Below are 23,560 nucleotides of genomic sequence, written 5' to 3' on the forward strand. Positions count from 1 at the left end.
GCTATCGGTTCCGGTATGGGCCGACCAACGCGGCGCACGGGGGTGCGGAACCGCGGTTACCCGTTGAACCCGGTAATCGCCAGCGTCCTGCTGATGCCATCCAGGGGATGTGGCACATCGCCGAAGGCCTCCGGGCCGGACACCCCGGTGGACCCGCCAATGGACTCCGGCAAGGGCAAACTGTCCGTTTTGCCTAGGTCCCAGGCCATGCTCGCGCTGATGCTGATGCCCCGCGGACCCGTCCTTCGGGTGGTCCCGCGGATCAGCAGCAGGCGGGTTCCAAACAGAAGCGGACCGGCGTTTTCCTGGGCCTCGTGGAAGAAGACCGAATCCACGCAGCCGGTGCCGTCGTCGATGCTGATGAACACCACCCGCCTGCCGCCGCGCATGGGAGGAGTCTGGGTGGCCACCCGTACCCCTGCCACCAGCACTTCGGTCCCGTTGCGCAGGCTGAGGAGTTTGTCGGCAGTGGTGACGCCCAGCCTTTCCAGCAGGGGCCTGTGGCTGTCCATCAGGTGGGAACTGACATCGACGGCCATGAGATCCAATTCCGCCCTGACGTTGTCCACCACTGTGGGGGCGGGAAGTCCAGGTTTGATGTTGCGCAGTTCGACGTCGCCCAGGGGAAGGGACAGCTGCCCCTCCAGCACCCCAAAGCCTTTCCGCGGGCCATTGGCTGATTCAAGCTGCTGCAAATGGTGCACCAGGTCCGCGCGGTTGGCGGTGCCTCCGGCTTCGCGGTGCAGGGAATCAAAGGCCCCCAGCTGTGCAAGGCGCCTGATGCTTGGCTTGCTGAGCCGCGAGCGCGCCCGGAGATCCGCAAGTGAGTCATAGGGCTGGCCGGCGACAATCCGCTTCAGTTCTGCAGCAGAGAGGCCGTAAATCCCGTTCAGGCTGAGCCTGATTCCCAGCCTGCCGGCGTCCCTGCCTGTCCCGATCCGCTCCACCCGGTATTCGGCTTTGCTGCGGTTAATGTCCAGGGGAAGGATGGGGATGCCCAGCCGGCGGGCTTCGGCCACGAGCAGCCGTTTGGGGTACATGCCGGGGTCGTGCTCCCATAATCCTGCAAGGAAGGCTTCCGGGTGGTGTGTCTTGAGCCAGGCGGACTGGTAGGTGGGGACAGCGAAAGCAGCCCCGTGGGCTTTGCAGAAGCCGAAGCTGGCAAAGGACTTCAACGTCCCCCACACTTTGTCCACCACCTCGGGGGCGTACCCCCTGGCCTTGGCGTGGCACCGGAAGTACTCCTCCACCCGCGCTTCTCCGGCCTCGCTGCTGAGTGCCCGGCGGAATTCGTCGGCTTTTGCCAGGCCGCAGCCGGTCATGACGTGGAGGGTTTTCAGGATCTGCTCGTGGAAGACGGTGACCCCGTGGGTTTCCTGCAGCACCGGCTTGAGGTCAGGGTGCGGGTAGACCTCAGGGGCGAATCCGTGCCGGTGTTCCAGGAAGGGCCGCACCATGTCCGATTTCATCGGTCCCGGGCGGAACAGTGAAATATCGATGATGAGGTCGTTGAACTCCCGCGGCGCCATTTTGCCGATCAGTTCCCGCTGCCCGGGTGATTCGATCTGGAAGCAGCCAAGGGTATGCGTGCTCCTGATCAGCTCATAGGTGGCTTCGTCGTCGAGGGGGACGGCGTTGAGGTCTATCCGGCCGTTGGCGGCAATGTAGTCGGGGCCGGAACCTTCCGGGCCCGCAGGGTGGTTCCCCGCCTTGACCACTTCCTCCCTGGAGGGATGGATCCTGATGATCTCCCGGACCGCAAACGCCATGGCGCTTTGCATGCGGACACCCAGGACATCGAGTTTGAGCATGCCCATGGGGTCCATGTCATGTTTATCGAACTGGCTCATGGGCAGTCCAAGACCGCTGGGCTGGACCGGGGTGCGGTCCAGGAGGGTGGCATCACCCAGGATGACGCCGCACGGGTGCATGGATATGTGGCGGGGCAGCCGGTCGAGCCGTTCGGTCAGGTCCACCAGCAGGTCCAGTTGCTGGTTGCCATGGGCGTCGCGTTGCTCCACCCGGCCGGCAAACTCTCGCAGTTCCGGTTTTTCCTGCAGTGCTTCCCGGAATTTCCGTGCAGAGAACCGCCACAGCTGCTTGGCGATCTCCCCCACCTCGTCTTCGTCCATGCCCAGCGCCAGGCCGGCGTCGCGCACGGCACCACGGGCGCGGTATCCGTTCTGCATGCTCATCAGGGTTACCCGTTCAGAGCCGAAGCGTTCGAAGATGCGGTGGTAGACGTTGTGGCGTTCAGCGCTTTCGACGTCGATGTCGATGTCCGGAAGGGTGGCGCGGTCGTTGGAGAGGAAACGTTCAAAGATCAGGTCGTGCTGGAGGGGATTCACATGGCTGACGTCGATCAGGTAATTGACCAGGCTGGATGCTCCCGATCCTCTTGCTGCCGCCCTGACCCCCATGTCCTGGATCATCCGGGACACCTCGGCAACAGTGAGGAAGTACGAGGAGAAGCCCAGGTTGTCGATGATCCCCAGCTCATGGTCCAGGCGGGCCAGGATCTCCTTCTCCGTGTTGCCAGTGGCGCCCGGGAACCTCCGGCCGATTCCTGCATGGCAACGCTGGATGAGTTCAGCGTGCGGATCCTGGCTGATGCCAATAACGGATGCTTCGGGAACCACGGGCTGTTTCCATCCCATGTCTGAGGTGGGATCGATCCGGCAGAGATCGGCGAGCGCCTCCGTCTGCGTCATCAGCTGCTTGAGGTCTGCGGCACCATAACCGGCAGCGGAAATGATTTCCTTGCCCAGCCCCAGCATCTGCGCCGGGGTTTTCAGCCACCCCTGGCCAGTGGGCTGCAGGAGTGGTTCCCCTGCCAGTTCGGGCAGGGACTTCAATGTCCGGGCCGAATCCAGGACGTCAGCGGTTGGTGCTCCGTCCGCAGCGCAGTACCTAACGGCATTGGACAGGACCGCCGGTACCTGGTGTTCCTCGGCGAGCCTGAGCATGCGCACAGCATGCGCCGTGCTCATCGGGGTACCAGGTGCGCTGAGTTGGGAGACGATTTCAGCCACCACGGTTCCGGCGGGCATGGCGTCGAGCCACTGCTTGAAGAGGGTCCGGGGCCGCAGGTAGCGCCGTCCGCCCATGGCCCGGCCCACATCCGAATCAGGGCCGAGCAGTACGGTGAGCACCGGCTTAAGGGTTTGGGGGTCCAGGGTGCGGGAGGCCAGTTCGGCGCGGGTGACAGCAGCGGGCACCACTCCCCCGGCTTTCCCCGAGGTCCTTGCGTGGGCGTCGGAAACCAGGCGGCACAGCGCACGGTATCCGGCACCGTTGTTTTGTCCGCGGGCCAGCACCACCACCCTGCCTGACACCTGCGTTCGGTGATCGCCGTCGTCGTCAAACACTGCAAGGTCCACCCCCACAATGGGGTCGATGCCCGCTGCCATGCAGGCCTTGAGGTGCTTGATGGTTCCGTAGAGGCCATCCCGGTCTGTACAGGCGAGGGCTGTGGCACCGTCAGCGGCGGCAGCCATGGCCAGTTCCTCCGGCCAGGAAACACCGTAATGGGCGCTGAACGCCGTGGAAACGTGAAGGTGGGTGAAGCTCATGCTGGACTGGTCAGGCTGTTCTGTGGCGGAGGGCGTCATGGATCCGCAGCAGCCGCCAGCGGTTGCTGCGGAGATGGCGGGTCAGGTCAAGGGTGAGGGGTTCTGCGCCGACCGGTTCTTCCGGCGCAGCGGAACGGGAGGCTGCCCGGGAGGGCAGAACCTGCACGCGCCAGATTTCGTGATCCACCACGCCCTGGCCGCTTCCCAGCGGTGCCCTGCTGTCCTCCGCCCACCATTGCCGGCGTTCGTACCACCGGAGGGGTTCGGCGCAGACGGTGTAGGAAGCCCCGGCCCAGGTCAACGATTCCGGCTGTCCGGCTTCGTTGCACACCACGTCAACAGACTCGCTGAACATGCCCATGCGCACCTCCCGGACGATTCTCCCCATAACAGGTATTCGAATATGTATTCGAATAAAACCAGTCTACGCCGGGATGGCATCAAAACATAGGCGGGGGTGGACGGGGCGTGCGGCAGGGAGCAGGATGTTGGCATGAGTACCGATGACGCACTCCTGAAGCAGGCCAGCATCAAGACCGAGGACTCCACCCTGGTCGCCACGTTCGATATCGACGGCACCATACCGGTATCCGGTGCCTACGTGGTGGGGTTGATGGGAGCCTCGCCTGATTATTCGGCGCAGCGCCGGCTGTGCATTGAGTTCATGAACGGGGAGGCCATCGCCTGCTACGCGTTCAACCGGGACCAGGGAATCGAAGAGGATTACGACCTGTCCGGCGTCACCCACTCACAGAGCAGCATCACCGGCAGCTTTCCCCTGACGGCGTTGAACGGGCTCGGGCAGGGGCATGTCCTGTCCGCCTTCAGTGAGGCGGACGGACGGGAGTTCCAGCACGGGGTGCCGGTGGAGGAAGCGCTCTAAGCTCTTCCTCAGCTGTTTTCTTTATGGATCCGCAGTTCAAGTTCAATGAACGCGGAGATCATGGCCCGGTAGGTTGACTCCACGATGTCCGGGTCAATGTCCTTTTTCTCGGCAGCAGCCCGCACGTGTTCAATGATCCGCTCCACCCGGCCCGGGGCGCGCACCTCGGCGTCATCACCCTTCAGCGTGCCGGCGATCCTGATCAGCCGCTCGCGGCGGGCGATGAGGGTGACAATCTGCTCATCCACCTCGTCAACAGCAACCCGGACGGCAGCGAGCTGTTCCCTGTCGGCCCGGGCATCCCTATCGTTTCCTTGAATTGTCGCCATCATCTGACAGTATCGAAGCATGGAGCCCAGAGTCGACTTTATCTCCCTCGGTGTCCGCAGTGTCGAGGCCTCGCGCGCCTTCTACGTGGACGGCCTTGGCTGGCCCGTCCACCGCGAGGTTGCCGGGGAAGTCCTGTTCATCCAGGTGAACCATGGGCTGGTGCTCTCCCTCTGGGACAGCACCCAGATGCAGGCCGAAGCCGGCACCAGTCCTCCCGCCGGCGTCCCCGGCATCACGCTCAGCCACAACCTGGGAAGCCCGCAGGAAGTGGACAGCGTCATGGAACAGGCTGCGGCGGCCGGTGCTGCCATCGTTGCCGAGCCCGTCACCAAGGCGTGGGGCGGCTACGCAGGATATTTTGCCGACCCTGACGGGTTCCGCTGGGAAGTGGCGTACAACCCCACCTGGGCAGTGGACGACGCCGGCACGGTCACCGTCTGACGGGCGGCGGCCCCGGCGGGGCTGCTAGAACAGGGCTTCCACCGGGCGGATCAGTTCCGGGCCGTTGTTGCGGACATTGCCCACTTCCTTGCCCACGGAGTCCACCTGCCAGTCGGCGGCTGCCTCCTTAACCCCTGACCGCACCAGGTCAACGAGTGCAGCGGCATCGTCCGCCTGCGGGTCCAGCCAGGCCTCCATCGTGGCCTTGTCCATGGGCAGCGGCACCCTGTCATGCAGCTCGGTCAGTTTCCCGAAGATGGTGGATTCCGTCCCTGGCGGCGGCGTGTCGGCCGTGAGGATCGACGTCGACAGCAGCCAGCGTCCGGGCTCCCCCTCCGGCACGGACGGGTCCTTCCACCACTCGTAGAGGCCGGCGAAAACCAACCCATGGTCCCCGCCCGGGTGCACGTAGTAGGGCTGCTTCGATTTCCCGGGCCCCTGCTTCCATTCGTAGTAGCCGTCCGCCGGGACGGCGCAGCGGCGGGACTGCACAGCCTTCCGGAAGGCCGGCTTCTCCAGCACGGATTCGCTCCGGGCATTGATCATGCGGGATCCGATCCCGGGATCCTTTGCCCAGGACGGGACCAGGCCCCAGCGCGCCACATGCAGCTGGCGGACCTGCCGGGGCTCGGCATCGCCATCCACCAGCCGCTCCAGCACGATGGGGACCGCGTCGGTGGGTGCCACGTTCCAGGACGGCGGGATGGTGACCTCGTCCTCCAGCCCGGCGTCGAATTCGGCCAGGAGATCACCCACGGCGCGTGCCATTACGTAGCGTCCACACATGCCACCAGCTTGCCACCGCCCGCCACAAACTGTCATCCAGGCACCGCAGCGGCCACCCGGCACGGGGGAATACCGCCGGCCACGCTACGGTTGACAGTAAGGAAACCTTTCAAGCGACGTATAGGAGATCCCTGTGGACTTCACTCCCGAATCCGGCACCATCACCATGTTTTCCACCACCTGGTGCGGCTACTGCAACCGGCTGAAGAAGCAGCTGGACGCACAGGGCATCGGCTACACCGAAATCAACATCGAAGAGGTGGACGGCACGGCTGAACTCGTGGAGCAGCTGAACGGTGGCAACCGCACCGTCCCCACGGTCCTCTTCCCGGACGGCACCGCGGCAACCAACCCGTCCGCCGCGGAGGTCAAGAGCCGCCTGGCCGCCTGACCGGCCGCCGCACCACAACTGTTGCGGGTCATGCCCCCAGGCTGCTGAAGGAAGCAGTTTCCAGGGTGGCATGGCCCGCATACGTGTTAAGGATGGCCTGCTCGACCGCGGCGACGTCCAGGCCTGGCACCAGATCGTTGGCGGCGCCGGCGGTGGCGGGATCCCAGTCCAGGCCGAGCGCGGCATAGCTGTCGGTAAGGACCTTCCGGATCGGGGCGGAGTCCTCCACCACAATCACCGAGCTGAAGAGCCAGCCGCCGGAGACAACCCGCTGGGCGGTGCCCACCAGTTTCACCCTCCGGGAGCTGTCTGCGGGGTCGGTACCGTGGACACTGAATTCGCCGGGACAGTATTCACCGGGAATTTCACCCACGGCCGCCTGCACGCCCACGCTCCGCAGCGCCTCCGCAAACAGGTCCCCGAAGTAGCCGAACCGGGCTTTGGATCCGGCGACGGCGTCGGTATCCGGTTCAATGTGGTCCACCACCAGGGTGCCCCGGTGGTAGGCGGCAGCGCGGCCGCCCGCCCTCCGGACCAGGGGTTCGAAGCCGTTGTCCCGGCAGGCCTGGGCTGCGGCGTCGAATCCCGGCAGCCGGGTATCCCGCTGCCCGAACGCCACGGTGGGCGACGGCCGGTACAGCCGAAGGGTGGGACCAATGGCGCCGCTCCGTGCCCTTGCCAGCAGCTCCAGGCCGAATTCGAGGTCCCGGCCCGCGCCGAGCGACACGTCCTGCCGCACCACGGTGAGCGTGCTGGATCCGGTACCGGTGTGGTGCATTGTGGCGAAGCTCCCATGGTGTGGCGGCGACAATTTCAACGTCGACAGGTTTCAGTGGCGGCGGTTCATGGCCCGCGGACGGGCAGGCCACCCCTAGGTTACGCCCGACGGCGGCAGCCGCCTTAACGTCCCCGCCGCCCCACCCACAGCGCGTGCAGCAGCGGAAGGGCCGACGCGGTCATCAGCACATTGCCCAGCGCAAGGTCGTCGGGGCGGACAATGGCTCCCGCGAGCAGCAGGGCCCCGAAGACCAGGGCCGAGGCTGAGCGGCGCACAGCCCGGTCCAGCCGCGCAGCCTGGCGCTCCAGGCGTGGGACGGAAACCTGCAGCGATCCTTCCTCCAGCCTCCCGGCCAGGGCATCCAGGCGGCCCGGGAGGCGGAGGGCAACACCGGCAGCGTCGACAGCCTGCCGGGCAACGTCCTGCACCACGTTGCCCCGTTCGTTCCGCAGCAGCTGCGCGGCGTAGGGCTCCACCGAATCCCAGAGGTTGAAACGCTCATCCAGGGCACTGCATACCCCGGAGGTCAGGGACATGGCCCGGATGATCAGCAGGAAGTTCTCCGGCAGCTGGAACGGCAGCGACCGGACCACGTCGCCGAACTCCACGGCAAAGTCACGGAACTCCCGCGGGTCGACCTCGCGCAGTTCGGCGAATCCCATGCCGCCGAAGCGGGCGAAGAGCTGCGTCATGGCGCGTTCCAGGCCCACGCTGTCGGCTGACGGCATCAGGACGCCCACGTCATTGATGGCCGCCACGAGCCCCTTGCCGTCCCGGGCGGCGGCTGCGATCAGCAGCTTCCGCAGGCCGCTGCGCGTGGAGGCCGTGACTTCGCCCATCATCCCGAAGTCGATGAACGTCAGCTTCCAGGGAAGTCCCCCTGCGTCCGGGGGGACCGGGGTGATGAAGATGTTCCCCGGATGAGGGTCGGCGTGGAAGAAGCCGTTGGTGAACAGCTGGTCGAACATGATGGACGCGAATACCGGTGCAACCGCGGCGGGATCGATGCCGGCGGCACGGAGCGCCCGGACGTCCGTGATCTTGATGGCTGTGACGTCCTCCAGGGTGAGCACACGGCGGGTGGTCCGTTCCCACACCACGCCCGGGACTTCCACGCGGTCGTCCCCGGCGAAATCCGCGGCGAACCGCTCGGCGTTGACGGCCTCGTGCAGGTAGTCGATTTCCAGCAGGCTGGTCTGGGCGAATTCCTCCACCAGCGCCGGCATGTCGGCGCGGCGGGAAACGAGCCGGATGTGGCTGAGCCAGCCGGCAACCTTGCGCAGGGCGGCAAGGTCGACGTCGACAATTGCGCCGATGCCCGGGCGCTGCACTTTCAGGACCACGGCGTCGAGTCCGGTGTCCCCGGCGTCGGCAGGATTCAAGCGGCCGCGGTGGGCCTGGCCCAGGGAGGCAGCCGCAATCGGCGCTGGGTCCACCGAGGCAAAAACGTGCTCCAGCGGTGTTCCCAATTCCCTGGCGGCCAGGGCGGAGATGGCCGGGAAGTCGACCGGCGGCACCTCGTCCTGCAGCCCCTCCAACTCCTTGGTGATCTCGGGCGGAAGGACATCGAGCCGGGAGGACAGGAACTGGCCCACCTTGATCATGAGGCCACCGAGGTCCACGGCCAGGTCATGGAAGCGCTGGGCAAAGCTCCGCATCCGCCGTGACCGCGTCCTGGCGGCCACCCGGCCGAGGCCAATCCGGGGCAGGAACAGCTCGAACCACCACGTGGCGGCGAGGTTCCAGGCAGCGAAGCGCAGAATCCGCCGGTAGCGGCCGCGGTGTTCCCGCAGGGGCAGCTGGGGGTTCGCCCTGTCCTGGACGGTGGACGCCACCCCCGTCAGTCCTGGGCGAGGATCGCGTACAGGCGGCGGCGGGCCTCGTCCAGCACCGCCACTGCCTGGTGCACCTGCTCCTGGGTGCCGGTACGGCCAACCTGCGCCGCGGCCTGGGCCAGCTCGATCCCGGCTTTGGGCAGGGAAGCAACGCCGCCGGGCAGGGGGCCGGCCGGATCCCAGGGCGCAGCCCCGGGGTGGGCCGCCACTTCCTCGCGGCCGGCTTCGGTCAATGAGTAGATTTTGCGGCCGTTGGATTCCTCGGCAGTGATTGATCCTTCATCCGCCAGCAGCTGCAGGGTGGGGTAGACGGAGCCCGCGCTCGGTTTCCAGCTGCCCCCGCTGCGTTCTTCGATCTCGCGGATGATCTGGTAGCCGTGCATGGGCCGTTCGGCCAGCAGGGCCAGCACCGCCGTCCTGACCTCACCTTTCCCGGCGCGGGTTCCGGCCCGCTTTTCGAACCGGGAGCGCAGTTCCTCGACGGCCTGCCACATACCGTCAAGATTGTTCCCGCCGAATCCGCCCGCAGGGTATGAAGCACGCATCATGAACTCCTTTGCCAATCGTGAACGATATACAACGATACTCAGCGATACATGCCCGCACCATAGGTCAGGACCCGCGCACGGCGAGGACCAGTCACAAGGTCAGGGAGTGGGAATCATCAGGATTTGCGCAGGGTCAGGATCTGTTCAGCCCGCCCGAACGGCCCCTGCCGGTCGTGCAGGACGGTGGATGTCAGCCCAATTCCGTCGCTGCCGAACGACACCGCGTTGTCCAGTCCCAGCCATTCCCCCCGGGGCCGGCGGTACATGTGGATCTGCAGGTCCAGGTTGGGGAACGCGTAGCTGCCTTTCCCCGGCGGAACCCTGGCCGCGATGCCGTTGGCCGTGTCCACCATGCCCATGAGGCGGGCCAGGTCGCCGCTGTCGGCGCGGTCGGTCAGGGGGTGGTCGGTGCGGAGCCACACCTTGCCCGCTCCGGGCCGGTGGCCCTCGGCCACCCTCATTTCGAGGGAGCGGATGTAGCCGCCGGGCCAGACGGCGGCGCCGTCGTACGGCTTGCATTCGTCGGGTCCGGGGATCGCTGCGTCCTCGACGGCGGCGACTTCAGCGGTGTCACTGGTCAGCATGCGCCACCCGGCGGCACGGATGGCGGTGCGGCCGCCGGCCACCAGCTCCGCCTGCACCAGTTCGATGGTCCTGCCGGGACGCAGCGTAGTGGTCTCGATCCGGAACTCGCCGCCCGGGATCAGTCCTAGGATCTCGTAGCTGAGGCGGGCCATCCGCATGTCTTCCCGCGGCTGGTGCCGTTCCAGGGCATCTGCCATGAGGCCCGACGCCGGGGCCATGTGCTGTTCGTGGACGTTCCAGGCACCCTGGGCGTGGATGGTGGAGCGGAACCGCCCGCCGCCCAGGTCCTGGTAGTAGGAATTGCCTTCGGCGAGTTCAGGCAGGTCTGCAGTCAAGGCTGGCCCCTTACGGAAATTCAGTGAATTGCCACTAACTCTATCCCCCGTGGACACCGCACGGCGCGGCGGCGCGGGCAACGAAATGTTGGAGGGTGCGGGTGGCAATCGGACTAGAGTAAGGAACTGGTCCTGTCAGCAACCCTCAAAAGAGGTGTTTCATGCGCGTCATCAGCTACAACCTCCGCAAGCACAAGGCCAGCGGCGAACTTCTCGCCCTGGCCCGCAACCATGACATCGATGCGCTGTGCCTCCAGGAAGTGGACGCCAGCGACCTCCCGGAGACCCTCGGCCCGCTGCACCTGGCGGATGCCACCAAGGGCAACCGGCTGGGCCTGGCCATCTACTACCGCACCAGCCGCTTCACCGCACTGGACACGCAGTCCTTCGCGTTGAAGAAATCAATGCATGACAGGGTGCTGGCTCCGGCCCATGAACGGCTCATCGGCACCAGGGTGATGGACACCGAAACGCAGCACGAGCTGGTGATCGGTTCCTTCCATGCAGCCCCGCTGACGGCGTCGAACTCGCTGCGGCGCAAGCAGATCCACGCAGCCCACGCGGAACTACTCAGCATGGGCAAGGGCCTGATGACCCTGATGGTGGGTGACTTCAACTACCCGTTCTTCACCAAGAACCTGGACATGCACATGAAGAACTCCGGGTATGCCCTCTCCCTGAGCAACCGGCGCACGTACACCCGCTACAAGGTGTTCAAGGGCCACTTCGACTTCGCCACCTCGCTGGGCCTGGACATCGCCAGCGTGGAGACGCTCCCGCGCGGAAATTCAGACCACCTGCCCATCCTGGTGACCGCCGAGTACGGCGAAGGCTACTAGCCGGAAGCTCCCGGGGAGGAGTCCGGGGCCGGCCTACCAGGGTTCGCCGGTGTCCAGCTGCGCCAGCAGTTCCGGCCACGCCGCCGCGAAACCGGGGTGCAGGTCCAGGGCTTCCACCTCTGCCACCGGGATCCAGAGCAGGGCGATGCTTTCGGGGTCGCTGATCACCGGCTCGAAGGATTCCCGCACCCTCACTACCACCGTGGTGTAGGACCAGTAGCCGTGGTCCAGCACGGACGTGAACAGCACTTCCACGCTCTCCGATGGGACGGCGGCTTCCTCGTACGCCTCGCGGAGGGCACCGTCAACGGGTTCTTCGCCCTGGTGCAGGGCACCGCCGGGCAGCCCCCAGGTTCCACCGTTGTGGCTCCAGACCGCACGGTGCTGCAGGAGCACGCCTTTGGCGGGGTCCCAGGCAAGGACGCCCGCGGCGCCGAAGCGGCCCCAGTACCTGCCGCGGTCCCCTTCCACCCAGGCGTCGCCCGGGTCGCGGGGACCGGTGCGCTGCGGCGGGGTGGAGGACATGCCTGCGGACGGAAAATGATCCATTGCTCCAGTCTGACAGGTGAAGCGGCGCCGGTGCTGTCCTGCAGGAGCGTCAGGTGCTGTGTCCGTGCTCGACGGCGAAATCGCCGCCGGGATACATGACGGTTTCGTGCCCGTCGTCGAAGCGGACGACGTACGGCGGACTGCCGCCCTCGCCGCGGACCTCCAGAATCACCCCGTGCCGGTCCGAGGACCCCACCGTCCTCCCGTGCACAACGATGCGGTCGCCTTGGGCTGCCTCCATGGCAATCACCTCCAAGCCCCCAGATTACGACTCCCGGCCGTACGGGAACAGGGCACCGTGGCAGGATTCGGGTATGCCATTGAACCTTGTCCTGCTCGCCGATACCCACGTGCCCAAACGGGCCAGGAGCCTGCCCGGACAGGTGTGGGACGCGGTTGACCGCGCCGATGCGGTCTTCCACGCCGGCGACTGGGTGGAGGCGGCACTGCTGGACGAGTTCGAACGCAGGAGCAGGCGCCTGCTGGGGGTTTTTGGCAACAATGACGGCCCGGAGCTGCGGAGGCGGCTGCCCGCGACCGCCACCGCAGTCCTGGATGGTGTCCGTTTTGCCATGGTCCACGAGACCGGCCAGGCAAAGGGCCGGGAACAGCGATGCGACGCGCTGTTTCCCGACGCCGACGTCCTGGTGTTCGGGCACAGCCACATCCCCTGGGATACGGTGTCGCCGAACGGGCTGCGGCTGTTGAATCCAGGATCGCCCACCGACCGCCGCCGCCAGCCGGCATGTACCTTCATGGAGGCCGTGGTGGACGGCGGGCGGTTGGCGGAGGTCAGGCTGGTGGAGGTCCGCCGCGACTGAGCCCGCGGAGCAGCTTGGCAGGGCGGCGGATTTCTGCCTAGGGTAGGAACCGTAAGCATGCTTAGTTTTAGTGGTTGCCCCGGCAGCCCGGGGCTGCTGCACCATCCGGGCGAAGAACCAGCCCGCGTCCAGCACGAACAGGAGTACCACCATGACTGACCAGTACACCTTCCGTAATCCCGTGACTGCCTACGAAAAGATCTCCCCGCCCAAGCAGCACCAGCCCGAGCCCGGACTCGATGCTGAGCTGGCGCCCAAGGCCGACCTCGGGGAAGAGACCTACCGCGGCACCGGGCGACTGGAAGGCCGCCGGGCCATCGTGACCGGCGCGGACTCGGGCATCGGGGCAGCAACGGCGATCGCTTTCGCACGGGAGGGCGCCGACGTCGTGCTTTCCTACCTGCCGCAGGAAGAGGAGGACGCCTCGCGCATTGCCGGACTCATTGAGGCCGCGGGCCGCAAGGCCGTCAAGGTACCCGGCGACCTGAAGGACTCCGCCGTGTGCCGGGAACTGGTGGACACGGCGGTGGCCGTGCTGGGCGGGGTTGACATCCTGGTCAACAACGCCGGAAAACAGGTTGCGCAGGAGGACCTGCAGGACATCAGCGACGAGCAGTTCGACCACACGCTGAAGACCAACGTCTATGCCATGTTCTGGGTGACCAAGGCCGCCGTGCCGCACATGCCGGCGGGCTCAACCATCATCAACACCACGTCGATCCAGGCCTACAACCCGTCCCCCACGCTGGTGGACTACGCCACCACCAAGGCCAGCATCAACAACTTCACCAAGGGCCTGGCCCAGCAGCTGGCGCCCAAGGGAATCCGGGTAAACGCGGTGGCCCCGGGGCCCATCTGGACGCCCCTGCAGGTCAGCAGCGGCCAGCCCAAGGAGGAACTGCCCGAGTTTGGCCAGTCCACTCCCCTGGGCCGCGCGGGCCAGCCCGCCGAGCTTGCCCCCGCCTATGTCTTCCTGGCCTCGCCCGAGTCCAGCTACGTCGTGGGCGAGACGCTCAACGTCAACGGCGGCAGCCCAACACCGTAGCGCGCCCCGGGCTCCCCGCAGCAGCGGGGCAGCCGCCGGAGGTCAGCCGGCCGCGTCCTGGCCGGCCAGGAGCTCGTCCGTGGCCGGGTCCGGTTCCCCGTTGAAGAACTGGGCGAGGACGGTCTTGAACACTGTTTCTCCGGGCGCCGCCCGGAGGAACAGTGTCATGCTGGAGCGGAGTTTCCTGGCGTCGATACCGCCGAAAATGTCTTCGGCCGACCGGTCGGCGTGGTTTGCCAGGACCAGCGCGCACTCCAGGAGCCGCGGACCCAGCACCTCGTGGTCCAGGTAGGCGCGGGCCTCCGCCAGCGAGGAAATGGCGTACTTGCGGGACGTGTCGCTCTGTCCCAGCCCGGCAATCTGCGGGAAGACAAACCACATCCAGTGCCCGGACTTCCTGCCGACCTGCAGCTCGCCCAGCGCCTGCTCATAGGTTCCGCCGGTGTTTTGGGCGGCAACAAAACGCTCAAGGTCAAACGGTTCATTCATGTGGATCTCCTCGGTACGTTTCAAATGGACAAGTCTTTTTCAAGGGCGCCGGCCGCCTCACGCAGCTGGGGGTCCGGGTCTTCCCGCCACCGCGCCAGGACAACGCCTGCCCGCTGCCGCTCGCGCTTCCCCAGCCCCGCCAGCAACGGGACCAGGACGTCGGTAAGAAGGGGCCCGGTCAGGTCGGCCGCCTGCGCGGAGCGAAGGAAGCCCTCCAGCCGGGTCAGGTCAGAGTGACGGAGCAGCCGCACCCGTGACTGCAGCAGCACCACCGCTGCCAGGCGGCGCTCGAACACCGGCCGGGAACCGGGCCGCGGCTGACCCCACAGGGCGGACGCCAGCATGACCGTGCCGTCATGGTCCAGGTCCTTGAACTTCCGCAGCGCATCACGCACGGTCCCGCGGACGGCCCCCACGGACGAACCATAAGAGGCCAGTACCCCGCCCAGCCGGGCCCCGACGTCGTCCGCCCGGTACCAGGCGCCCTCGTTTTGGAGGGTCCGGTCCACGAAATCCGCCGCCGCGGACACAACGTCCGCCGTGCCGGTCACCGCCCGCGCCCGGACGCCGCATGCCGGATGCAGTACGGGGTCCAGGGGCGGGCTTCCAGCCTGCCCTCGGCGATGGGCTCCCCGCAGACGGCGCAGGTGCCATAGGTCCCCGCCGCCAGCCGGGCAAGGGCCGCCTCAATCTGGTCCAGGCCCGCCGAACTCTGTTTCAGGAGCGCGGAGGCCTGTGAGAGTTCGAAGGCGATGGTGGCACCCTCGGGATCGTGCTCGTCGTCGACGTTGGAATCCTGGCGCGCCGAGTTTGCTGCCTCGATGTCCGCCCGCAGCGCCGGCAATAGTGCCAGGCGCCGCGCCCGCTCCTCTTCGAGCAGCGCACGGAACCGTTCGAAATCTGGCATGTTGACAGCCTAACGCGTCAGTCAGTACCAGTTCAGGGATACGGAGTGGTTCCAGGCCGCGCACGGGGAACCGTAGCGGTCGCGGATGTAGCCCAGGCCCCATTCGATCTGGGTGCGGTAGCTGGTGAGCCAGTCACCGCCGGCGCTGGCGTACTTCCCCGGGGGCAGGGCCTGCGGAATCCCATAGGCTCCGGAATAGGCGTTGGTGGCGGTGGTCAGCCAGTTGGACTCCTTGGTCCACAGCTGGGCCAGGCACAGGAACTGGTCCTGGCCCCACCCGTAGGCGGGCAGGCGTCCGGACGCGTAGCTTTTGGCCCCGGCGGGGTCGTTCACCGCACCGCCGGGAACAGAAGGCACGACGACGGCGGGAGGGCTTGGCGGGGCCGGTGCCGGGTCTTCCGGAGCGGGAGGGCCGGGGTTGCTGACGCCGGGATTGCTGACGGCGCCGGGGGCCGGACCGGGTTGGGCCGGATTGGCCTGGCCAGGGTCGGCAGCGGGTGCGGGCGCCTTTGGCTGCCGGGCTGCCACTGCGGCCGCCCTGGCTGCAGCCTCCGCCTGCCCGCGGGCCTGCTCCTCAGCGGCGGCACGTTTGGCCGCCTGGGCCGCCTCGTAGGCGGCCAGTGCGGCCTGGCCCTGGCGGTACTCACCCTCCATGGCCGCCGTCGTACCTTTCAGGGTGGCGAGCTGGGCGGTCAGCTCGCTGCCGTGCCGCTGCTCCTCTGCGACGCGCCGGGCCAGCGAATCCTGGGCGGAACGTGCGGCGTCCAGTTTTGCTTTCGCTTCCCCGGACAGGCGTTCCCGCTCGCTCCTGGCGGCTTTTTCCTGTTCGGTGAGGGCGGTGGCCGTCTTTTCGGCGGCGGCAGCATTGGCGACCAGGGTGGCAGTCTTGTCGCCCACGAGCTTGACCAGGTTGAGCCCCTGGACGCTGTTGGTTTCCAGGGCGTCCAGCGCGACGAAGAATCCTGCATTGGTACCGCCGGTCTTGTAGGACTGGACGGCCAGGGCACCGATGTCCTTCCGGTGCCGGGCCAGCTCCGCGTTGGCACGGGCAGCGTGGGCGGACAGGGTATCCAGGCGGGAGGTGGCTGCCTGCAGCGCGGCGTCTGCGGCGGCATAGTCGGCGGCCGAGCGCACGGCCATCCCGCCTGCTGCCTCCGAATCCGCCTCAAGGTCCGTCAGGAGTCCATTAATGGTGGCGATTTCTGCGGCTTTTGCCGCTTCGGACGATTTCGCCTCCTGCACGTCCGCCCAGGAGGGATACCCGCCGGGCGGTGGCGGCTCGTCGGCCGCCGCCGGCAGCATGGTGCCTGCGGCCAGGGCAAGGGCCAGGAGGCCTCCCTGCCAAGGGAGCCTCGCGATGGTCACGAACAGGGGCATAGTCCGGAAGCTTACCGCCGGATTCCCGCGCAACGCAGGCTGCTGTTTCCACATTGTTACCGTGCTCAACAGGAAAAGTATCAGCAGAGGTCCGCTCAGGAACGCCCTGGAATGTCCAGACGTTTGCGCAATGCGAGAGAAGAACCTCGTATGTTATCCAAATGTGACAATTGCGATGCACCTGGGTTATGGTCGACTGGTGTCCCTCTCAGACGGGACATTCCCGTCAGCATGCCGAGCCCTGCCGCTGATCATGGGATCCAACCGCTCCAGTTGGCAGGGACGGGGGAACCAAGTTTCCACGGCCATATTGTGGCCTAGGGGTTAAGTCGAATGCGCTTCCGCCTACCGCGGAGCCGCTTCCGGCCGGGTATCTCCAGCCCGAACCCGACAGCTCACCCCGCAGGCATGGGAGAGGCGATCAACCGTGTCAAAAAATTCCATTTCAGCCCGTCACCGCGCGACTCCGGCCCGCTCCATTGTGCTCGAGGGCCTCGCCGTAACAGCAAAATCCCAAGCCCGCTCGCTGGGCCGCCCGGCGCTCGCCGTTGCTGCAGCGTCCGGCATTGCCTTCGGAGTCGGCGCCCCGGCCCATGCAGGTGTATCCGGCCCGGACACCACTGAGCAGACCAGCGTCCAGGCCACCTCGGCACCCGCTGCCCCGGCCGCAGCCCCCGCTGCAGCAGCAGGCAACGTCCACACCGTCGTTTCCGGCGACACCCTTGGCGCCATCGCTTCAGCCTACGGCGTCAGCCTCAATGACGTGCTGTCCGCCAACGGCCTGGGACTGTCCTCGATCATCTACCCGGGCGACCAGATCCAGATTCCGGGCGCAGGCTACACCGCAGCCCCGGCGCCGGCCCCTGCAGCAGCACCCGTGCAGGCCGCAGCCGCCACCGCTCCGGCGAACACCGGCATGAACATGTCTTACGCCTCGGCAACCCCCGTGGCATCAACCACCGGCACCGGCTCCGGCGCAGCGATCCTCGCCTCGGCCTACGGCCAGCTGGGCGTCAAGCAGGATTGCACCGCCATGGTCGAGAAGGCGCTGCGTTCCGTCGGCAAGTCCGTGGGCGACCTGGCCCCCACCCAGTTCTTCCAGTACGGCACCGTTGTAGGCGCTCCCGCCCCCGGCGACCTGATCATCACCTCCGGCCACGTGGGCGTTTACGCAGGCAACGGCCAGGTTGTCAGCGGCGGCGTCAACGGCTTCGACACGCAGGTGCACTCCATCAGCTGGCTCGGCGGCTACTCCGCTGTGCGCGTAGCCTAGTCTTCGCACTGTCCGGTGCCCTTGGCGGCCCCGGACGAAGCAGGAGGGTGGCAGCCGGGAATACCGGTTGCCACCCTCCTGTCGTTTTGCCCCCGCGGCCCGCTGCGGTCAGGTGCCGCAGAAGGTCATGTAGCTGCCGAAGTCGTCGGGCGCCCCCTGCAGGTAGCGTTCCAGGCCGGGCCGCTCGGTGAAGGGGGCGCTGACCGCCTCCAGCAGTTGCTGCAGTGGAGCCAGGTTTCCGGCGGTGGCAGCGGACAGCGCCTCTTCCACCAGGTGGTTCCGCGGAATGTAGGCCGGGTTCACGCTGTCCATCAGCTCCGGGTCAGGTTGCAGCGCCTGCCACCGGTCCAGCCAGGCATCGAGGGCGGCCAGGTCGAGGACCATGCCGCGCACGGGACGAAGGTCCCCGCGGGCCGCTTTGCCCAGGTTGCGGAAGAACAGGGTGTAGTCCACGGGTCCGTCCTTAAGAAGGTCGAGGACATCATCCACCAGGGCCCCGGCGCCGTTTTCATCGACGCTGTCCAGTCCCAGCTTGGCCGTAATCCCGCGGGTCCATGCCTGGCTGTAGTGGCCCCGGAAACTGCCCAGGACCTCCACTGCCGGGGCCACGGCCTTCTCCTGGTCCTTGTCAATCAGCGGCAGCATGGCCTCGGCGAGCCGGGCCAGGTTCCATTCGGCCAGGACAGGCTGGTTGGCATAGGCATAGCGTCCGCCGACGTCAATGGAACTGTAAACGGCGGCCGGGTTGAAGGCATCCATGAACGCGCACGGGCCGTAGTCGATGGTTTCCCCGGAGATGGTCATGTTGTCCGTGTTCATGACCCCGTGTACGAAGCCAACGAGCATCCACCGGGCCACCAGCTCCGCCTGGGCGGAGACGACCGCCGCGAACAGCGCAAGGTAAGGGTTGTCGGCATCCGCCGCGAGGGGGTAGTGCCTGCCGATGGCGTGGTCCGCCAGCCGCTTCAGGAGGTCCATATTTTCGGTGGCGCGGGCGTACTGGAAGCTGCCGACGCGCAAATGGCTGCCCGCAACCCGCGCCAGGACGGCACCGGGCAGCATGTCATCGCGCCGGACCTGCCGGCCGGTGGCCACGACGGCGAGTGAACGGGTGGTGGGAATGTGCAGTGCGTGCATGGCCTCACTGACTATGTACTCACGCAGCATGGGCCCGACCACGGCACGGCCGTCCCCCGCGCGGGCGAAGGGCGTTCGCCCCGAACCTTTGAGATGGACGTCCAGGAGGCGGCCGGCCCGGTCAGTGACCTCGCCCAGCAGCAGGGCCCGTCCGTCGCCGAGCAGGGGCGAATACCCGCCAAACTGGTGTCCGGCGTACGCCTGCGCCACGGGTGTGGCACCGGCCGGCACATGGTTTCCCACAAGGAGCCGCACACCCTCGGGGCTGCGCAGGTACTGCGGGTCGAGGCCCAGGTCCGTTGCCAGTTTCCCGTTCAGGACGAGGAGCTCAGGGCTGGGCGCTTCCTCGGCCTGCCAGGGCACGGCGAGTTCCGCCAGTTCCCGGGCGAAACGGCCATCGAAAGTGACCGTGGATTCAGCTGCTGCCGTCATGGTTCAACCCTATCGCCGTTGTTGGGGCCGCAGCCTCTGCCGCTGGTTGCCGCCGCCGTGGGACGGGGATGCGGTCAAGGTCGTTGGCGGCGATCACGGTAACCCCCGGAGCCCGTGCCTGCGCCTGTTGTTCCAGCACGGAAACGTCGTCGCCGTACCGTGCGGAGAAGTGGGTGAGCACCAGGGTGCGGGCCCTGCCGGAGGCCGCCAGCTCCCCGGCCTGCCCGGCAGTGAGGTGCAGGTATTGCCGTGCCAGGGCGTCGTCGTCGTCACTGAACGTTGACTCGGTGACCAGCAGGTCAGCCCCGTCCGCCAGGTCCTCGGCGCCCGGGCACGGCGCGGTGTCCATAATGAAGGCGAAGCGCTGGCCCGGCCTGGGTACGCTCACATCCTCCAGCCTGACTGCCCCAAGGACGCCGTCGCGTTGCAGCCGGCCCACATCCGGCCCTCCGATTCCTGCCGCCCGGAGCCGCTCCGGCAGTAACGTGCGTCCGTCAGGCTCCCTTAGCTGGTAACCGTAGGTCTCGATGCGGTGCCTCAGGGGCTGCACCTCCAGGCAGTCCGCCACGGGCCCGGCGCCCGAATGCGGGTGGAGCCGCAGGTCGATGCCGGGCGAACCCACTGCCACCAAGGCCTGCACCACCGGGTCACCCGACGCCGGATAGTGCAGGTGGACAGGGTGTGGCACACCGTCAAGGGCCATCCGGGACAGGACCCCAGGCAACCCGTAGCAGTGGTCACCGTGCACATGGGTGAGGCAGATCCTGGTGATGTGGCCGGCCGCGACGCCGGCGTGGATCATCTGGCGCTGGGTTCCCTCACCGGGGTCGAAAAGCAGCCCCTCGCCGTCCCAGCGCAGGAAGTAGCCGTTGTGGTTCCGGGTCCGGGTGGGAACCTGGGAAGCGGTGCCCAATACCACCAGTTCACGCACCGCCGGCGCCTGCCGTTCCGCCATGCAGCCCCTTGGCGTAGGCGGCCTGGCCGATGTGCTGAAGGCAGTCCCCCAGAATGCTGACCAGCCGCACTCCGAGGGTCACAGGTGGATTCCAGTGCCTGTCAACCACGCGGTCCAGGTCCGGATCAGCAATGTCTTCCAGGACCTTGGCGGTCTGCCGGTGGACGGCTTCGTAGTACTCCTGCAACAGCTCCCGCGGCGCCCTGACGGCGTCCACCTGTTCACTGGAGTGGCCGTAGCCCGTGTCGCGTTCCCCCAGCGGAAGGCCGAAACGCTTAACGAAACCTTCAGCGGTCCACACCTGTTCCAGGCCCGCAGCGGAGGCTACCTGCGCATCCTCCACCCGGCCCGTATGCCAGATCAGCCACGCGATGGAATTGCCGTTGCCACCCGGCCGGCGCTGCAGCTGCGCCGCGTCCAGCCCGTCGAGGGCCTCCCGGACCAGGCCCGGGAGCCGGTCGAAGGACTCCAGCAGCAGTTCTTTGGATTGCATGGGTCTCCCTCCCCTGCCGGCCGGGCCACGCCGGCCCGGCCCGCGGGGTTGCTAGCGTTCCAGGTCGTCGGGCTCAAACTCGCTGAGCGGCGAGCCGCCAAAATTCTCCTCGTCGTCGCTGCCGTCAGCCTCGAGGCCGGTGGGGGCTTCCCCAAAATCGACATCCGCTGCGGCCTCCCCCAGGGTGGGGGTGTCCGGCGATACCTGCTCATCGCCCGAACGGTACCGCGCCCGGGCGCTTTCATCCCGCAGCGCCTGGTCGCTCAGGAAGTCCTCCTCTTCACCGGAGAGGGCCTCGTCCTGCAGCAAGGGGTCCTCCTGCCAGCGGTCGGGGTTGTTTTCGGCAGCACCCGGGTAGCTGTCAGGCTCCCCCGATACGGGGTCCAGTTCCAGGGACGACGCCGCGCCGGGAGTTTCGTCGAGAAGCACGTCGTCCTGCTCCACGACTTCCAGCTCATCGTCCGGGACGTTCTGTTCAGTCATGATGGTGCCTTTCTCGTTGCGGTGGGCAGACAATAGTAAGCATACTGACCAACTAATGCTGATGGAACCTCAGGTGCACCCGGCAGCAAGGAGAAAGCCCATGGAAGGCAATGAACCCCTGGACGGGGACGCGGCAGATCGCTCCCGTCCGCGGTCTTTTAGCGGCCGGATGTCCCTCCTGTGGACCGACGGCCTGGGCCGGGCAAGCATACGGGCAGTCCAGACGCTCTCCCTGCTGGCGCTCGCCTGGGCAGTGGTGACGGCCGCGACCAGGGTTCCCCTGGTCACCATCCCGGTGATGGTGGCCTTGGTCCTGGCCTCGGCCATGGCTCCCGCGGTCCGCTGGCTTGCTGCCCGCGGCTGGCCCCGCGCCCTTGCCGTCCTGTCCTCCTTCCTGGTGATCCTGGCAGTGGCGGCCGGCGTGGTGGGAGGCATCATCACACTGGTCAGGCAGCAGGCCTCCGTCCTGGCAGCCCGGGCAGAAGCCGGTATAGGCCAACTTCAGCAGTTCGTTACCACCGGCCCCGTGGCGCTGACGAACGACCAGATCAATGCCGCGCGGGAGGAGTTCCAGAAGTTCCTTGCCGGCGGGAGCCTGGGGGCCGACGCGTTGACAGGGCTGAGAACGGCTGGTGAGATTGCGGCCGGCTCGGTGCTGACAGCAGTCATCCTGTTCTTCTTCCTCAAAGACGGCGAGAAGATCCGGTCCTTCCTGATCGGGTTTCTCCCGGCAACCCGCCAGGGCAAGGCACATCTGGCGGCCGGGCGAAGCATCGTGGTGCTGGGCGGTTACGTCCGCGGGACGCTCATCATCGCTGCCATTGACGCCGTGATGGTCCTGATCGGACTCCTGGTCCTGCGGGTCCCCCTGGCAGTGCCGCTGGCCGCCGTGGTCTTCCTGGGCGGTTTCATTCCGATCATCGGAGCAACCGCCGCCGGCAGCCTCGCGGTGCTGGTGGCCCTGGTGGAAAACGGGCCGGTAACCGCCCTCATTGTCCTGGTGATCCTGGTGGCCGCCAACCAGTTCGAGCACCACATCCTCCAGCCCCTCTTCATGGGCCGGGTCCTGCGGATCCACGGGCTGGTAATCATCCTCGCCCTGGCCGCCGGGGCCACCCTGGCCGGCGTCATCGGGGCCCTGCTGGCAGTGCCGCTCACCGCCGTCGGCTGGACCATCTTCAAGACCCTCGCGGAAAAGGACACTCCGGGCCCGGAGCCCGTCGCTCCGGCAGAACCGGGAGCGTAGAAGCGCCTGAGCAGCGCTTCCGTGACTTTTGGCCCTAGAGTGCCGCCAAGGCCGGGGCCAGTCTTGAAAGGCAGGAAACCCCAGTTCACGACGAGCAGGAAGAGCGGCCATGACATCGCAAAAACCCATAGCTGCGGGCACCAACGACTCAGCCCAAAGCCAGGCCGCGGTCCTGTGGGCAGCCCGCCGGGCCCACCGGGCGGGCCTGCCACTGGTGGTCCTCCATGTGGTGGACGACCGCTGGGTTGCCGAACCCTATCCGTGGTTCGGAACCCTCCAGCAGGCGGGCGAGGAACTCCTCAAGACCGCCGCCAGGCGCCTGGAAGGAGCGGTTCCCATCACGCCCGCCACGGAACTGCTCACCGGAAGCGTGGGCGGCTCCCTGGCCAAGTACTCCAAGAAAACTTCGATGATGGTCATTGGGTCCGGCAGCGGCCACCTCGGCGGCGCCCTTGCCGACCGCGCCCTCCAGGTGGCCACCGCTGCCAAGGTCCCCGTCGCCGTCGTCGGAACCCAGGACCTTGAGGGCAGGTCGGGAGTGGTGGTGGGCGTTGACGGGTCACCGGAGGCCACCCAGGCCGTTGCCTTCGCAGCCGCTGAAGCAGACCGCGAGGGAGACGAGCTCACGGTCGTGTACGCCGTCAGCGTGCCCGATCCCATCATCGATGCCGGTCTGACGCCGGGTGCCCTCGCGGACCTCATCGTGGACGAGGACCGGGTTGTCCTCTCCGAAACCGTCGCCGGGCTGAAGGAAGACTACCCCGACCTCACCGTGCACCAGCGGCTGGAAACCGACAAAGGCCCCGTGGACGCCCTCGTCGAAGCCGCAGCAGGAGCCCGGCTCCTGGTGGTGGGCAGCCGCGGCCGGGGCGCCTTCAAACGCCTCCTGCTCGGCTCCACCGCCCACGGGGTCCTGAAGCACCTGCCCTGCCCCACCATCATCACCCGGACCCAGGCAGTAACGAACGCCATCTAGGCAGCACCGCCCGCTGATCCTCCCACCGCCCTGCCCGCATACCTAACGCGGAAG

General features: G+C 67.1%; 27 protein-coding genes and 1 riboswitch. Of the genes, 9 read left to right on the plus strand and 18 right to left on the minus strand.

All coding sequences use genetic code 11. The features are described from left to right. Positions 1-56: 56 nt before the first annotated feature. Positions 57-3,572: a DNA polymerase III subunit alpha gene (locus PUN51_RS05615; protein WP_275180197.1), complete on the minus strand. Its 3,516-nt coding sequence runs from the start codon at positions 3,570-3,572 to the stop codon at positions 57-59. 10 nt (positions 3,573-3,582) lie between these two features. Further along, positions 3,583-3,933 (minus strand): DUF6504 family protein, encoded by a 351-nt coding sequence (locus tag PUN51_RS05620; RefSeq protein WP_275180279.1) that lies wholly within the window; start codon positions 3,931-3,933, stop codon positions 3,583-3,585. 132 nt (positions 3,934-4,065) lie between these two features. Here PUN51_RS05620 and PUN51_RS05625 point away from each other — a divergent pair, with 132 nt between their 5' ends. After that, complete coding sequence (locus tag PUN51_RS05625) at positions 4,066-4,455, plus strand: hypothetical protein (protein WP_159631878.1); 390 nt, start codon at positions 4,066-4,068, stop codon at positions 4,453-4,455. Positions 4,456-4,463: 8 nt separating this feature from the next. Here the strand turns inward: PUN51_RS05625 and PUN51_RS05630 are convergent, their stop codons facing one another. After that, a complete protein-coding gene (locus tag PUN51_RS05630) occupies positions 4,464-4,787 on the minus strand; it encodes a chorismate mutase (protein WP_159631877.1) in 324 nt (107 codons plus the stop codon). Between the two features lie 16 nt (positions 4,788-4,803). On the opposite strand from PUN51_RS05630, the gene PUN51_RS05635 reads away from it, so the two are divergent. Beyond that, positions 4,804-5,226 carry a VOC family protein gene (locus PUN51_RS05635; RefSeq protein WP_159631876.1) on the plus strand — a complete coding sequence of 141 codons (423 nt, stop codon included), beginning with the start codon at positions 4,804-4,806 and terminating at the stop codon, positions 5,224-5,226. Positions 5,227-5,250: 24 nt separating this feature from the next. On the opposite strand, the gene PUN51_RS05640 is transcribed toward PUN51_RS05635, so the two are convergent. After that, positions 5,251-6,012, minus strand: a complete 762-nt coding sequence (locus PUN51_RS05640; protein WP_159631875.1) for an SOS response-associated peptidase — start codon at positions 6,010-6,012, stop codon at positions 5,251-5,253. Between the two features lie 133 nt (positions 6,013-6,145). Here PUN51_RS05640 and PUN51_RS05645 point away from each other — a divergent pair, with 133 nt between their 5' ends. Beyond that, positions 6,146-6,403, plus strand: coding sequence for a mycoredoxin (locus tag PUN51_RS05645; RefSeq protein ID WP_141941622.1), 258 nt, complete (start codon positions 6,146-6,148; stop codon positions 6,401-6,403). Between the two features lie 28 nt (positions 6,404-6,431). On the opposite strand, the gene PUN51_RS05650 is transcribed toward PUN51_RS05645, so the two are convergent. The 4 genes from PUN51_RS05650 to PUN51_RS05665 form a co-directional block, all read right to left on the minus strand. After that, positions 6,432-7,181: a lipoate--protein ligase family protein gene (locus tag PUN51_RS05650; RefSeq protein WP_224026177.1), complete on the minus strand. Its 750-nt coding sequence runs from the start codon at positions 7,179-7,181 to the stop codon at positions 6,432-6,434. Positions 7,182-7,303: 122 nt separating this feature from the next. After that, positions 7,304-9,016 carry an ABC1 kinase family protein gene (locus PUN51_RS05655; protein ID WP_275180198.1) on the minus strand — a complete coding sequence of 571 codons (1,713 nt, stop codon included), beginning with the start codon at positions 9,014-9,016 and terminating at the stop codon, positions 7,304-7,306. 5 nt (positions 9,017-9,021) lie between these two features. Then, the gene (locus tag PUN51_RS05660; protein WP_159635460.1) at positions 9,022-9,561 is read right to left on the minus strand and encodes a PadR family transcriptional regulator; all 540 of its coding nucleotides are present in this window, start codon (positions 9,559-9,561) and stop codon (positions 9,022-9,024) included. Between the two features lie 119 nt (positions 9,562-9,680). Then, entirely contained in the window at positions 9,681-10,484 is an 804-nt protein-coding gene (locus tag PUN51_RS05665; protein WP_275180199.1) for a thioesterase family protein, read from the minus strand. 161 nt (positions 10,485-10,645) lie between these two features. Here PUN51_RS05665 and PUN51_RS05670 point away from each other — a divergent pair, with 161 nt between their 5' ends. Further along, the gene (locus PUN51_RS05670) at positions 10,646-11,323 is read left to right on the plus strand and encodes an endonuclease/exonuclease/phosphatase family protein (protein ID WP_224026180.1); all 678 of its coding nucleotides are present in this window, start codon (positions 10,646-10,648) and stop codon (positions 11,321-11,323) included. A gap of 33 nt (positions 11,324-11,356) precedes the next feature. Here the strand turns inward: PUN51_RS05670 and PUN51_RS05675 are convergent, their stop codons facing one another. Both PUN51_RS05675 and PUN51_RS05680 read right to left on the minus strand, forming a co-directional pair. After that, complete coding sequence (locus tag PUN51_RS05675; protein WP_159631870.1) at positions 11,357-11,872, minus strand: NUDIX domain-containing protein; 516 nt, start codon at positions 11,870-11,872, stop codon at positions 11,357-11,359. Positions 11,873-11,921: 49 nt separating this feature from the next. Beyond that, positions 11,922-12,113: a DUF1918 domain-containing protein gene (locus PUN51_RS05680; protein ID WP_275180200.1), complete on the minus strand. Its 192-nt coding sequence runs from the start codon at positions 12,111-12,113 to the stop codon at positions 11,922-11,924. Positions 12,114-12,186: 73 nt separating this feature from the next. Between PUN51_RS05680 and PUN51_RS05685 the strand changes: the two genes are divergently transcribed. Then, the gene (locus PUN51_RS05685) at positions 12,187-12,693 is read left to right on the plus strand and encodes a metallophosphoesterase family protein (RefSeq protein ID WP_275180201.1); all 507 of its coding nucleotides are present in this window, start codon (positions 12,187-12,189) and stop codon (positions 12,691-12,693) included. Positions 12,694-12,844: 151 nt separating this feature from the next. Beyond that, positions 12,845-13,738: a glucose 1-dehydrogenase gene (locus tag PUN51_RS05690; RefSeq protein ID WP_159631869.1), complete on the plus strand. Its 894-nt coding sequence runs from the start codon at positions 12,845-12,847 to the stop codon at positions 13,736-13,738. Positions 13,739-13,780: 42 nt separating this feature from the next. Here the strand turns inward: PUN51_RS05690 and PUN51_RS05695 are convergent, their stop codons facing one another. Genes PUN51_RS05695 through PUN51_RS05710 form a run of 4 tightly spaced genes read right to left on the minus strand, consistent with a single transcriptional unit; the run spans position 13,781 to position 16,511 of the window. After that, complete coding sequence (locus PUN51_RS05695; protein WP_275180202.1) at positions 13,781-14,227, minus strand: DUF1810 domain-containing protein; 447 nt, start codon at positions 14,225-14,227, stop codon at positions 13,781-13,783. Between the two features lie 20 nt (positions 14,228-14,247). Beyond that, positions 14,248-14,778 (minus strand): DNA alkylation repair protein, encoded by a 531-nt coding sequence (locus PUN51_RS05700; RefSeq protein ID WP_275180203.1) that lies wholly within the window; start codon positions 14,776-14,778, stop codon positions 14,248-14,250. Continuing rightward, positions 14,775-15,134 carry a TraR/DksA family transcriptional regulator gene (locus PUN51_RS05705; protein WP_275180204.1) on the minus strand — a complete coding sequence of 120 codons (360 nt, stop codon included), beginning with the start codon at positions 15,132-15,134 and terminating at the stop codon, positions 14,775-14,777. Before PUN51_RS05705 ends, PUN51_RS05700 begins: the two co-directional genes overlap by 4 nt. A gap of 21 nt (positions 15,135-15,155) precedes the next feature. Beyond that, entirely contained in the window at positions 15,156-16,511 is a 1,356-nt protein-coding gene (locus PUN51_RS05710; protein WP_224026187.1) for a coiled-coil domain-containing protein, read from the minus strand. Positions 16,512-16,763: 252 nt separating this feature from the next. Next, a riboswitch (cyclic di-AMP (ydaO/yuaA leader) is annotated at positions 16,764-16,935 on the plus strand. A 3-nt stretch (positions 16,936-16,938) separates the two neighbouring features. On the opposite strand from PUN51_RS05710, the gene PUN51_RS05715 reads away from it, so the two are divergent. Then, positions 16,939-17,784, plus strand: a complete 846-nt coding sequence (locus PUN51_RS05715; RefSeq protein WP_275180205.1) for a C40 family peptidase — start codon at positions 16,939-16,941, stop codon at positions 17,782-17,784. A gap of 108 nt (positions 17,785-17,892) precedes the next feature. Here the strand turns inward: PUN51_RS05715 and PUN51_RS05720 are convergent, their stop codons facing one another. The 4 genes from PUN51_RS05720 to PUN51_RS05735 are packed head-to-tail and all read right to left on the minus strand — an operon-like array spanning position 17,893 to position 21,284. Then, the gene (locus PUN51_RS05720; protein WP_275180206.1) at positions 17,893-19,353 is read right to left on the minus strand and encodes a protein adenylyltransferase SelO; all 1,461 of its coding nucleotides are present in this window, start codon (positions 19,351-19,353) and stop codon (positions 17,893-17,895) included. Beyond that, positions 19,337-20,284 (minus strand): ribonuclease Z, encoded by a 948-nt coding sequence (locus PUN51_RS05725; RefSeq protein WP_275180280.1) that lies wholly within the window; start codon positions 20,282-20,284, stop codon positions 19,337-19,339. Before PUN51_RS05725 ends, PUN51_RS05720 begins: the two co-directional genes overlap by 17 nt. Then, positions 20,277-20,801: a mycothiol transferase gene (locus PUN51_RS05730; RefSeq protein WP_159631863.1), complete on the minus strand. Its 525-nt coding sequence runs from the start codon at positions 20,799-20,801 to the stop codon at positions 20,277-20,279. The genes PUN51_RS05725 and PUN51_RS05730 overlap by 8 nt, the downstream gene beginning before the upstream one ends. A gap of 51 nt (positions 20,802-20,852) precedes the next feature. Then, positions 20,853-21,284, minus strand: a complete 432-nt coding sequence (locus PUN51_RS05735; protein WP_224026189.1) for a hypothetical protein — start codon at positions 21,282-21,284, stop codon at positions 20,853-20,855. Between the two features lie 100 nt (positions 21,285-21,384). Between PUN51_RS05735 and PUN51_RS05740 the strand changes: the two genes are divergently transcribed. Then, positions 21,385-22,530, plus strand: a complete 1,146-nt coding sequence (locus PUN51_RS05740) for an AI-2E family transporter (RefSeq protein WP_275180207.1) — start codon at positions 21,385-21,387, stop codon at positions 22,528-22,530. A gap of 109 nt (positions 22,531-22,639) precedes the next feature. Beyond that, complete coding sequence (locus PUN51_RS05745; RefSeq protein WP_224026191.1) at positions 22,640-23,506, plus strand: universal stress protein; 867 nt, start codon at positions 22,640-22,642, stop codon at positions 23,504-23,506. Positions 23,507-23,560 lie beyond the last annotated feature (54 nt).

This window comes from Arthrobacter sp. NQ4, assembly GCF_029077345.1.
Classification (GTDB): Bacteria; Actinomycetota; Actinomycetes; order Actinomycetales; family Micrococcaceae; genus Arthrobacter.

Coding starts and splice junctions, on each gene's coding strand:
- PUN51_RS05615 (WP_275180197.1), bottom strand. CDS start 3,572: ATGAGCTTCACCCACCTTCACGTTTCCACGGCGTTCAGCGCCCATTAC.
- PUN51_RS05620 (WP_275180279.1), bottom strand. CDS start 3,933: ATGGGCATGTTCAGCGAGTCTGTTGACGTGGTGTGCAACGAAGCCGGA.
- PUN51_RS05625 (WP_159631878.1), top strand. CDS start 4,066: ATGAGTACCGATGACGCACTCCTGAAGCAGGCCAGCATCAAGACCGAG.
- PUN51_RS05630 (WP_159631877.1), bottom strand. CDS start 4,787: ATGATGGCGACAATTCAAGGAAACGATAGGGATGCCCGGGCCGACAGG.
- PUN51_RS05635 (WP_159631876.1), top strand. CDS start 4,804: ATGGAGCCCAGAGTCGACTTTATCTCCCTCGGTGTCCGCAGTGTCGAG.
- PUN51_RS05640 (WP_159631875.1), bottom strand. CDS start 6,012: ATGTGTGGACGCTACGTAATGGCACGCGCCGTGGGTGATCTCCTGGCC.
- PUN51_RS05650 (WP_224026177.1), bottom strand. CDS start 7,181: ATGCACCACACCGGTACCGGATCCAGCACGCTCACCGTGGTGCGGCAG.
- PUN51_RS05660 (WP_159635460.1), bottom strand. CDS start 9,561: ATGCGTGCTTCATACCCTGCGGGCGGATTCGGCGGGAACAATCTTGAC.
- PUN51_RS05670 (WP_224026180.1), top strand. CDS start 10,646: ATGCGCGTCATCAGCTACAACCTCCGCAAGCACAAGGCCAGCGGCGAA.
- PUN51_RS05675 (WP_159631870.1), bottom strand. CDS start 11,872: ATGGATCATTTTCCGTCCGCAGGCATGTCCTCCACCCCGCCGCAGCGC.
- PUN51_RS05680 (WP_275180200.1), bottom strand. CDS start 12,113: ATGGAGGCAGCCCAAGGCGACCGCATCGTTGTGCACGGGAGGACGGTG.
- PUN51_RS05685 (WP_275180201.1), top strand. CDS start 12,187: ATGCCATTGAACCTTGTCCTGCTCGCCGATACCCACGTGCCCAAACGG.
- PUN51_RS05690 (WP_159631869.1), top strand. CDS start 12,845: ATGACTGACCAGTACACCTTCCGTAATCCCGTGACTGCCTACGAAAAG.
- PUN51_RS05695 (WP_275180202.1), bottom strand. CDS start 14,227: ATGAATGAACCGTTTGACCTTGAGCGTTTTGTTGCCGCCCAAAACACC.
- PUN51_RS05705 (WP_275180204.1), bottom strand. CDS start 15,134: ATGCCAGATTTCGAACGGTTCCGTGCGCTGCTCGAAGAGGAGCGGGCG.
- PUN51_RS05710 (WP_224026187.1), bottom strand. CDS start 16,511: ATGCCCCTGTTCGTGACCATCGCGAGGCTCCCTTGGCAGGGAGGCCTC.
- PUN51_RS05720 (WP_275180206.1), bottom strand. CDS start 19,353: ATGACGGCAGCAGCTGAATCCACGGTCACTTTCGATGGCCGTTTCGCC.
- PUN51_RS05730 (WP_159631863.1), bottom strand. CDS start 20,801: ATGCAATCCAAAGAACTGCTGCTGGAGTCCTTCGACCGGCTCCCGGGC.
- PUN51_RS05735 (WP_224026189.1), bottom strand. CDS start 21,284: ATGACTGAACAGAACGTCCCGGACGATGAGCTGGAAGTCGTGGAGCAG.
- PUN51_RS05740 (WP_275180207.1), top strand. CDS start 21,385: ATGGAAGGCAATGAACCCCTGGACGGGGACGCGGCAGATCGCTCCCGT.
- PUN51_RS05745 (WP_224026191.1), top strand. CDS start 22,640: ATGACATCGCAAAAACCCATAGCTGCGGGCACCAACGACTCAGCCCAA.